Raw genomic sequence first — 8298 nt, 5'->3', positions numbered from 1 at the left:
ACGTTTACGGTATATCAAGTCTCAGCAAATCGGTAGGCGATATATCGAATAACACGTTTACGGTATAACGAGCCACAGCAAATTGGTAGGCGATATATCGAATAGCGCGTTTACGGTATAACGAGCCAAAGGAAATCGGTAGGCGATATATCGAATAGCACGTATGCAGTATATCAAGTCTCAGCAAATCGGTATGCGATATACCGAATAACATGTTAGCGGTATATCGGGCCGAAGGATATCTTCATGTGATATATCAAATTATACTATGATGCCGTGGGACTCCATCGGGTTGGGACAGTGAACCTGTCCCCGTGTCCCCAAGCCGCGAAGTTTCAATGAGCTGGGACGAAAAACCTGTCCCCGTGTCCCACCAATTTAGAACGCTCCGAGCAATTCCTTCAACTCATTAGTAGATAATTCGGTGATCCAGTTTTCGCTGGTGATGATTTCATCGTTCAACGATTGTTTTTTCTCGAGCATTTCGTCGATTTTTTCTTCGAGTGTGCCGGTTGAGATTAGCTTATGCACATGGACGAAGCGCTTTTGGCCGATGCGATATGCTCGGTCGGTTGCTTGGTTTTCAACGGCTGGATTCCACCAACGGTCATAGTGGATGACGTGATTTGCTTCTGTTAAGTTTAACCCCGTTCCACCTGCCTTCAGTGAAAGAATCAGGATATTGAACTCGCGGTTCTGGAAGCCTTCAATCATCTTATCACGTTGCACTTTCGGAACACTTCCGTTCAAAAATTGCACAGACTCGTTGAAGCGTTTTTGGAGCACATCCTGAATCATTTCTCCCATCTGAATATATTGAGTGAAAATCAAACAGCTTTCATCCTGGTCGCGAATGTGATCAACAAGCTCAAGCAACTTCTCCATTTTTACGGATCGTTCATCTATATTCGTAGGAGTTTGTTCCTTCAAATAAAGAGCTGGATGGTCACAGACCTGCTTTAATTGTCCGAGCATTTTTAAGATCAAGCCTTTACGCTGCATACCCGCAAGCTGTTCGACCTGATCCAACGTGTCTTTGACAAGTTGTTCGTAGATGGAGGCCTGCTCCACTGTTAACGAACAGTATTCTTTTTGCTCAAGTTTGTCTGGTAAATTCAATGCGACTGCTTCATCATTTTTCGTGCGTCTTAATAAAAATGGCTTGATTAAGCGCTGCAGCTGGGCAATTGTTTCCTCGTCGTGGTCCTTTTCAATCGGTGACACAAATCGTTTTTGGAAACCACCAAGGCTGCCTAAATACCCACGATTGATAAAGTCAAAAATCGACCAAAGCTCAGTTAAGCGGTTTTCCATTGGTGTTCCCGTTAATGCAATATTATGGTCGCTTTTTAGCTTGCGAATCGCGCGCGACTGTTTTGTTTGTGCATTTTTAATATTTTGCGCTTCATCTAAGCAAATGGTCCCCCAGTCATAGGAGGAAATTTCCTCTTCATCTAAATGCGACAACCCGTAAGAGGTAAGGACGATGTCGGCCTCATTAACTCCTTGAGTAAACTCTTCACCTTTTAGACGATTTGAGCCGTAATGAAGATGGACACGTAAATCTGGTCCGAACTTTTCCAGCTCCTTTTGCCAGTTTCCGAGCACAGAGGTTGGGCAAATGATGAGTGCTGGTTTTCCACCACTTTCTTTCACGGCTAAAAAGTACGCAATCATTTGAATCGTTTTTCCAAGCCCCATGTCGTCAGCAAGGCAGGCTCCAAAACCGAACTTTCTTAAAAATAAGAGCCAATCGACACCCTGCTGCTGGTAAGGACGGAGCTCCCCTTGAAAGGTTCCTGGAATCTTGGCGTGCGGAATTTCCTTAATATCCGTTAGCTGGTTAATCATTTGTGACAAGTGACGGTTGAGTTCAATTTGGACACCAGCAAATGCTCGTGCGGCTTCTTGTTCTTCGCGTTCTGCTATTTCAGTGATAGAAAGCAGTTCCTGTTCAAGGACGTCGCGAACATGGAGACCCTCTTTGTTGGCACGCGCTAAAATCGATTGAACCTGCTTGATAAACGAAGGATCCAGCTTAATCCATTTTCCACGGATGTTGATTAAGCGTCGTTGCTCGTTTACGAGAGACATGAATTCTTCTTCGGACAGCTCAACCCCATTTGTTGAAAAACGCCAGTCAAAATTAATGATCGATTGTAAACCAACAAACGATTGACGACCATTACCCGCAGTCGTTTTTACCTTTGCTTTTATTGCAAGTTGGGCGTCCTTAATGGCTTGCCACCAAGCTGGTAAAAGAATTCCGACTCCAGCATCTACAAGTTTTGTACTCGCTTCTGTTAAAAAGTCCCATGCTTGGCGCTCAGTTAATTCATGAACAATTCCGTCCTCATCATGCAGCCAAGGTACAAGCTTGCACCACATGGCTTGGTCGCTATCAATTTTTTCTGCAAAAGGGACCCATTCTCTTGGCAGAGTGGTATGCATTTTATGAGGTTTTTCTTTGCTGCGAAGCACTGTTTGGAGCTTCCACGTTCCATTATCTACCTCGGGTTCTTCAATTTGGAGCATAACATCAAATGGTGTGAGATCTTCTTTCCAGCCAATTCGTTCGAGCCAATTGTTTTCGTCTACGACAGACTCAGAGCCGGCGGTGCTTTTTACAAGCGGGAAGGTCGATGCAATTTCTTCCCAGGCGTCCGAAAGCGAAGAATCAGACTGAATCCAATCGGTAATCGCAGCAGAAAACCACTCTGCCGCAAATCCAGTCAATTCCGACCCAATTGGTTTCCACCCGAACCGTTCGTTTTCGCGCCAATACTCAAAATCAGGCATGAATTCGCCGTCCTCAATAAGTGGCATTGTGGCTTGCGAAATCGCGCGATAATGTTCGGCATTCTCACTTAGCTCCATTTTTATGAGTGAATTCTCTGGTGACTTGGCAAAAAAGGAAAATGCCTGCCAAGGTGAAAGCAGAACAGCAGGATTACCTTGAAAATTGGTTTCTTCAAGGAAGGTTCCGTAAAAGCTGGCCTCATGCCAGACAAAGAGGTTTCGCTTCCAATCGTCTAATTTAAGCTCGTATCCGTCGCCGTTTGTGCACCAAATATAACATCCTTTATCCGCAATCCATTCAGCATGGATTAAAACTGTTTCTCCAAGTAACATCGTCTCACCCCTTTACTCTGAAATCATCGAAGCCCGAAGTAACTCTTGTTGGAAGGCGCGTAACCGTTTATTCACAGTGGAAAGCTTCGTAATATAGTCCTCCCACACGTCTTCTTTCTTTAACTTTTTATATGAAGCTCGGACTTTTCGTAAGTATTTAACCGCCTTTTTATAGCTTGACCGGTTTTTACCTTCGATGGCTTTTACAATGGCCTGATGGTAAAAAGGTAACAGAGATCCGCGGTCAAGATCTTCAATTTCTTTTAAAACAGAACGGTCCATATCATCGATTTCATAGCCGACCAAAATTTGCAGGTCGACCCATTTCCGGAATTGTTCCGTTTCTACCAAAAAGTCACTATATTCCACATAACTGTATGGGAGAAGCCGTTTTAAGGCATCCAGATAAACCGTTTCACCACGTTCTTCGGCATATGGCATGATGTTTTGTAAAAACAGTCTTGTCATGTGACGGCGACCTTCATAGCTAGGAATTCCAAAGATATATTTTTGAATACCTTCCAAAGCATAGTGTATCCACGGAAGCACACGGTCCCAATTTTTTGATTCGGACAGATAGGAAATCCACCAGAAGCTGTAGGCGGTAACCTCATGTCCTACTTTTTTCAAGGAGTCGATTGCCGCTTCATCATCTTTTTGTAAAAAGCGAATATGAGCGTAGGCAATCAAGTGGACGGGATTTTCAGTGTCCAATGAACGTTCTTCCAGTTCAATCCACTTTTTTCGAGTAAAAAAAGTCGCCCAAAGCAGACGGTACATTTGTAGGCGCTCATATTGGAATAACGATTGACATAGAAGCGTCACACGAACTGTTTCCATGCTTTCTTCTAGCAAACCGTCGATTGCAAATGGGAGAGATACTTTCCGCATCTCCAGCGAGTTATCAAGTACAACATCTGTGAAATTATGAAAATAAGGCTTGATATACGTATCTACCTGGTAATTTTTTAATTCCATTTGGTCGATAAGGTCAACCGTTTTTTGAATGCAAAAAAGGGCCGCATGAATAAGAAACAATCGTTTAAGCTCCTCGGAATAAGGTGCTTTTCTTTTTAATGTCTGAAAAAGGGAATGATACAAGGTCGCGAAACTATAAATTGTTTTTTCTGGGTGACTTGATTCAAACCTCTTATATTCATTGTTAAAAAGGGCTAGCCAGCTTTCAAGTGAGTTTTCCTTGTATTCGACACGTTGCAGGACGCTTCCTTTTTGAACTGGAATTGATGCTAACGTGGGCTTTGGTTTGTTGCCAGCCTTCCATTGTTCAAGTAGCGACCCAACCCGGTCAACGCTCGCGTACATATAGAAAAATAGGGCCATTCGGTGCCGGCAAAAGGATGGATCTGGGCATGCACAACTGCTCATTTCTAAAAAATCGAGATCAAGTGTGACATCGACAGGAGTGACGTCCTGCACACGTCCTTCCAGCACCTTTCCATTGTATTTCACATTATAAACACTACCCTGGCGGTAGAGGTTTAGACCTTTTTTAATTAATGTCCGGTCATTTTCATTGTCATAGGTGATCATGTCACGAAGTTTTTCAGAAAAGTGCATGACCGCATCCTTTGGAATATCGTTTTGAAGCAAGGTGGTTTCACTCCCCACAGTGCAAGTATTAATCGCGTATTTGTGCGTAAAACAATAAAATCATATCTTTTTATTATACCGCAAAAAAGGAGAAATTGGGATTTCGTGCATGGAAAGTCTGTGGTATTTACTTCATTTTTCAAACTTTTTCAAGAAGACAGTCGCAAACAGGAAGGCTCCGGCGTACATTTATAGTAATTACCTGGTGGAGCTGGTTTTCTCCATCCAAACTCCCCAGGCGATCATTTTCTCCCAAAGTGCTATGGAAACATAGTACATATGAGTCTGCTTGGTGAAGGCGTCTCCATCCTTCACCGAGCGTTTTTATGGAAGGTACGTATTTTTCTTCTAGGAGTGAACATAATTTGAATCGTAAATCGTCGCGTGAGGATATTCTAATTGATGAGGATCGAGTTAGAAAAGCTTTAATTCGTGCATACATGAAAGGCGAAAAAAGCAAAGAAGTCGATATGAAACAGTTTATCCAAGATTTAGCCGATGATATCAAAGGCTATCCGACAACATAAAACGTAAAACCGCGTCTGCATCACCGTAATTCGACAGATTTCGTGTGAGAATTGGCCGGTGATAAGCAACTGTCTACCAATGGGGGGACAGTTTTTTTGATAGAATGAAAAGAATAAAGCGGGTTTACGTGCAGTTTGCGGACATGTTCTACTACTTTTGGAGTATAAAGATAATAAATATGGGTCATAGAAATTTGTGTGTTTTTTTGACATAATTATCAACACAAACATTACCGGTGTTTGTGGTTACCCAGCATTGGTCAGTGGTTTTCAAGCCATTAGACTAGTCTGGGTTTTTGTTAGGTTTGCACAAAAAATGAATCCGTTTTCGTGGATGAGTTTGTGATTTTTTCAACATAGATATATGATGATTAGAGTAAGCTCTAAACTAACTGAATGTTATGATAAGGGGGAGAAATGTGAAGCTTCCAGAGATGTCCTCTCATAAAAGAGAGAATTATGCGAAAGTCTATATGATTCTCGTCGCTGTGATTGGCTGGGCAATCGTTGGGTATGAGGTATTTCATATAGAACCAACTGATGAAATAACCATTCTCATTATACTCGCGGCATTTTTAGCGATAACGGAATATTATCCAATTCCGCTTTTGAGAGGCTCAACAACGATAACCTTTCCTTTTATCTTTGTTATGTATGGGCTTTTTGGAATTTGGTATCCAATCATTATTTACTCAGGAATTGTCCTTGCAATTAATATCCTCTATCAACGACCACTGAGGATTGTTTTATTTAATCCAGCTCAGTTGGCCATAAGTGTGTTTGTAGCAGAATATATTGTATCGCATACAATGATGGTCCAATTCATTACAACGAATAGTGAATTTTTAACAGGATTTATTACATATGTTCTCTTTCTTTCAATCTTTTTAATTTTGAATAATGTCATTGTCGATATTGTGTTATTGGTTCGTCCTCAGCCTTATCCGTTTCATTTATTTAAGACAAAAACATTGACTGAAATAGGGAGTGCAGCGATTTCGCTGATTTATGGGGTAATGATGTTTTACCTTGAAGGTCGGAAGGTTGACGAATTCTCGTTGTTCTTCTTCTTCTCACCACTAGTGGCGGTGTCGTTATTGTACTCCGTGATTACAACACTAGAAAATGAAAAGAAACGATTAAATGCGCTTTTTTCAATAACAACAGGAGTAAATAAGAAAATCCATTCAACTGAGTGGATTGAGACATTTAAAAATTCCTTTTCCCAAATCGTGGATGTGCAAGCCATTATGTTATGGGTGAAGGAAAATGATGTTTGGAAGATTTTATATTATGATGGGCGTGTGACTCCAAAGGATGAGCTAACAGGAGAAGCACTGGCACGTTTTGACGGAAAAAAGCAACCGATTGTCTACCAGGACAGGGTGAAAAAGCTTGGCCCGATTGATGAATTTTTTAAGAAGGATATGAAGGCCTTTGTGTATTCACCGATGGTTGTTGAGAATGAAACGATTGGGATGCTGGTTGTCGCAAAAAGCCGAGCGCGAAGCTTTGGAGATGATGAAATTCATTCGATTGCGACTCTTTCCAATCAGCTTGCGGTTGCGGTGAAGACAAGGATTTTAATTGAAGAAAAAGAAAAACGAATTGTCCTTGAGGAACGGAACCGGATTGCTCGTGGTATTCATGACGGGGTAGCCCAAACATTAGCCGGTGCGGTCATGAAGCTTGAAACGGCAGAACGAAAATTCAATCGAAACCCTGAGGAAACAAGAAAGCTGATCCTCGAGAGCATGGATAAATTGCGGCTAAGTTTACGAGAAGTACGTGAATCGATTTACGAATTACGTCCGTATCCGACCGAGCGGGTGGGGTTATCAACTGCTATTGAAAAACGAATTGAGATGGTAAAAGGTGAGTACAATATCCAGTTTTCGTTTGATATAAGAGGCAAAGAGGTTCCACTAAGTCCAATGGTTGAAAAGGAATTATTCGATATTTTTCAAGAGAGCCTGCAAAACACAATCAAGCATGCAGAGGCCACAAAAATAGAAGTTCTGTTAAGCTATCAAAAGGAGCATATTATTTTAAAAATAAAGGACAATGGGGTAGGTTTTTCATTGTTCCAAGCAATGGTCAAAGCGCAAAACAACCCTCATTTCGGAATTTTGAATATGAATGATGCGGCTGAAAAAATTAACGCAACTCTTCAAATTGATACAAAAGAGGGCCAAGGTACTGACATTACATTAACTGTTCCAAAGATGGGACTTGAAGGAGGTAGTACTGTTGATCAAGCTTATGCTGGTGGATGATCATGCTGTGTTACGTGATGGACTTAGGAATATTTTAGAGCTTGAAGATGATATTCGTGTTGTGGGCGAGGCGGTGTCTGGAGATGATGCACTTCAGAAGGTGCCGATGTGTGAGCCTGATGTCATTTTAATGGATATCAATATGCCTCATAAAAATGGAGTCGAAGTAACGGGCATTTTAAAAAAGAAATATCCTTCAATTAAAGTATTGGTGCTTACTATGCATAACCATGACGAATACTTCATGGCAGCGATTCGCGAGGGTGCGGACGGATATTTATTAAAGGATGCACCATCTGAGCAGGTGGTGGAAGCGATTCGTACAGTTGCACGTGGAGAGTCTGTGATCCATCCGTCAATGACGAAAAAGCTCCTCAATTTCCATCAACAACAGCAGGAGCAGCCAAGGGATAATGTATTAACCGAGCGGGAAATGGAAGTTTTGCAATGCTTGGTGGAAGGAATGAGCAACAAAGAAATCGCCGAGCGTCTTTTCATCAGCGACAAAACCGTAAAAATACACGTCAGCAAAATCTTCAAAAAATTCGACGTCAAAAGCCGCTCCCAAGTAGTCATCTACGCCGTCCAACACAACCTAGTGCCCATGCAAAACCCAGGGTTGTAAGGGGAGCAGGGGGTGCCAGGGGGACGGTTCTCGTGGTTCAGTTTTGAAGAGGTTGCACGTGGACCAGGGGGACGGTTCTTGTGGTTCAGTTTTGAGGCGGTTGCACGGAACCAGAGGGACGGTTCTC

The 8298-nt window shown here is 42.1% G+C and carries 5 protein-coding genes; 3 read left to right on the top strand and 2 right to left on the bottom strand.

All coding sequences use genetic code 11. The features are described from left to right. Window positions 1-378: 378 nt before the first annotated feature. Both BTHG_RS12810 and BTHG_RS12805 read right to left on the bottom strand, forming a co-directional pair. Window positions 379-3132, bottom strand: a complete 2754-nt coding sequence (locus tag BTHG_RS12810; RefSeq protein WP_010677134.1) for a DEAD/DEAH box helicase — start codon at window positions 3130-3132, stop codon at window positions 379-381. Window positions 3133-3144: 12 nt separating this feature from the next. Further along, the gene (locus BTHG_RS12805; protein WP_010677133.1) at window positions 3145-4743 is read right to left on the bottom strand and encodes an SWIM zinc finger family protein; all 1599 of its coding nucleotides are present in this window, start codon (window positions 4741-4743) and stop codon (window positions 3145-3147) included. A 365-nt stretch (window positions 4744-5108) separates the two neighbouring features. Here BTHG_RS12805 and BTHG_RS26830 point away from each other — a divergent pair, with 365 nt between their 5' ends. The 3 genes from BTHG_RS26830 to BTHG_RS12790 all read left to right on the top strand — a co-directional run bounded on the left by BTHG_RS26830 (window position 5109) and on the right by BTHG_RS12790 (window position 8171). Continuing rightward, window positions 5109-5270: a hypothetical protein gene (locus BTHG_RS26830; protein WP_157256204.1), complete on the top strand. Its 162-nt coding sequence runs from the start codon at window positions 5109-5111 to the stop codon at window positions 5268-5270. A 419-nt stretch (window positions 5271-5689) separates the two neighbouring features. After that, window positions 5690-7546, top strand: coding sequence for a GAF domain-containing sensor histidine kinase (locus BTHG_RS12795; RefSeq protein WP_010677132.1), 1857 nt, complete (start codon window positions 5690-5692; stop codon window positions 7544-7546). Continuing rightward, window positions 7521-8171: a response regulator gene (locus BTHG_RS12790; protein ID WP_010677131.1), complete on the top strand. Its 651-nt coding sequence runs from the start codon at window positions 7521-7523 to the stop codon at window positions 8169-8171. The genes BTHG_RS12795 and BTHG_RS12790 overlap by 26 nt, the downstream gene beginning before the upstream one ends. The last annotated feature ends 127 nt before the right edge of the window (window positions 8172-8298 follow it).

Source organism: Bacillus timonensis, from assembly GCF_000285535.1.
GTDB classification, from domain to species: Bacteria; Bacillota; Bacilli; order Bacillales; family Bacillaceae_L; genus Ferdinandcohnia; species Ferdinandcohnia timonensis.
This window is presented reverse-complemented; position numbering and strand designations above follow the sequence as displayed.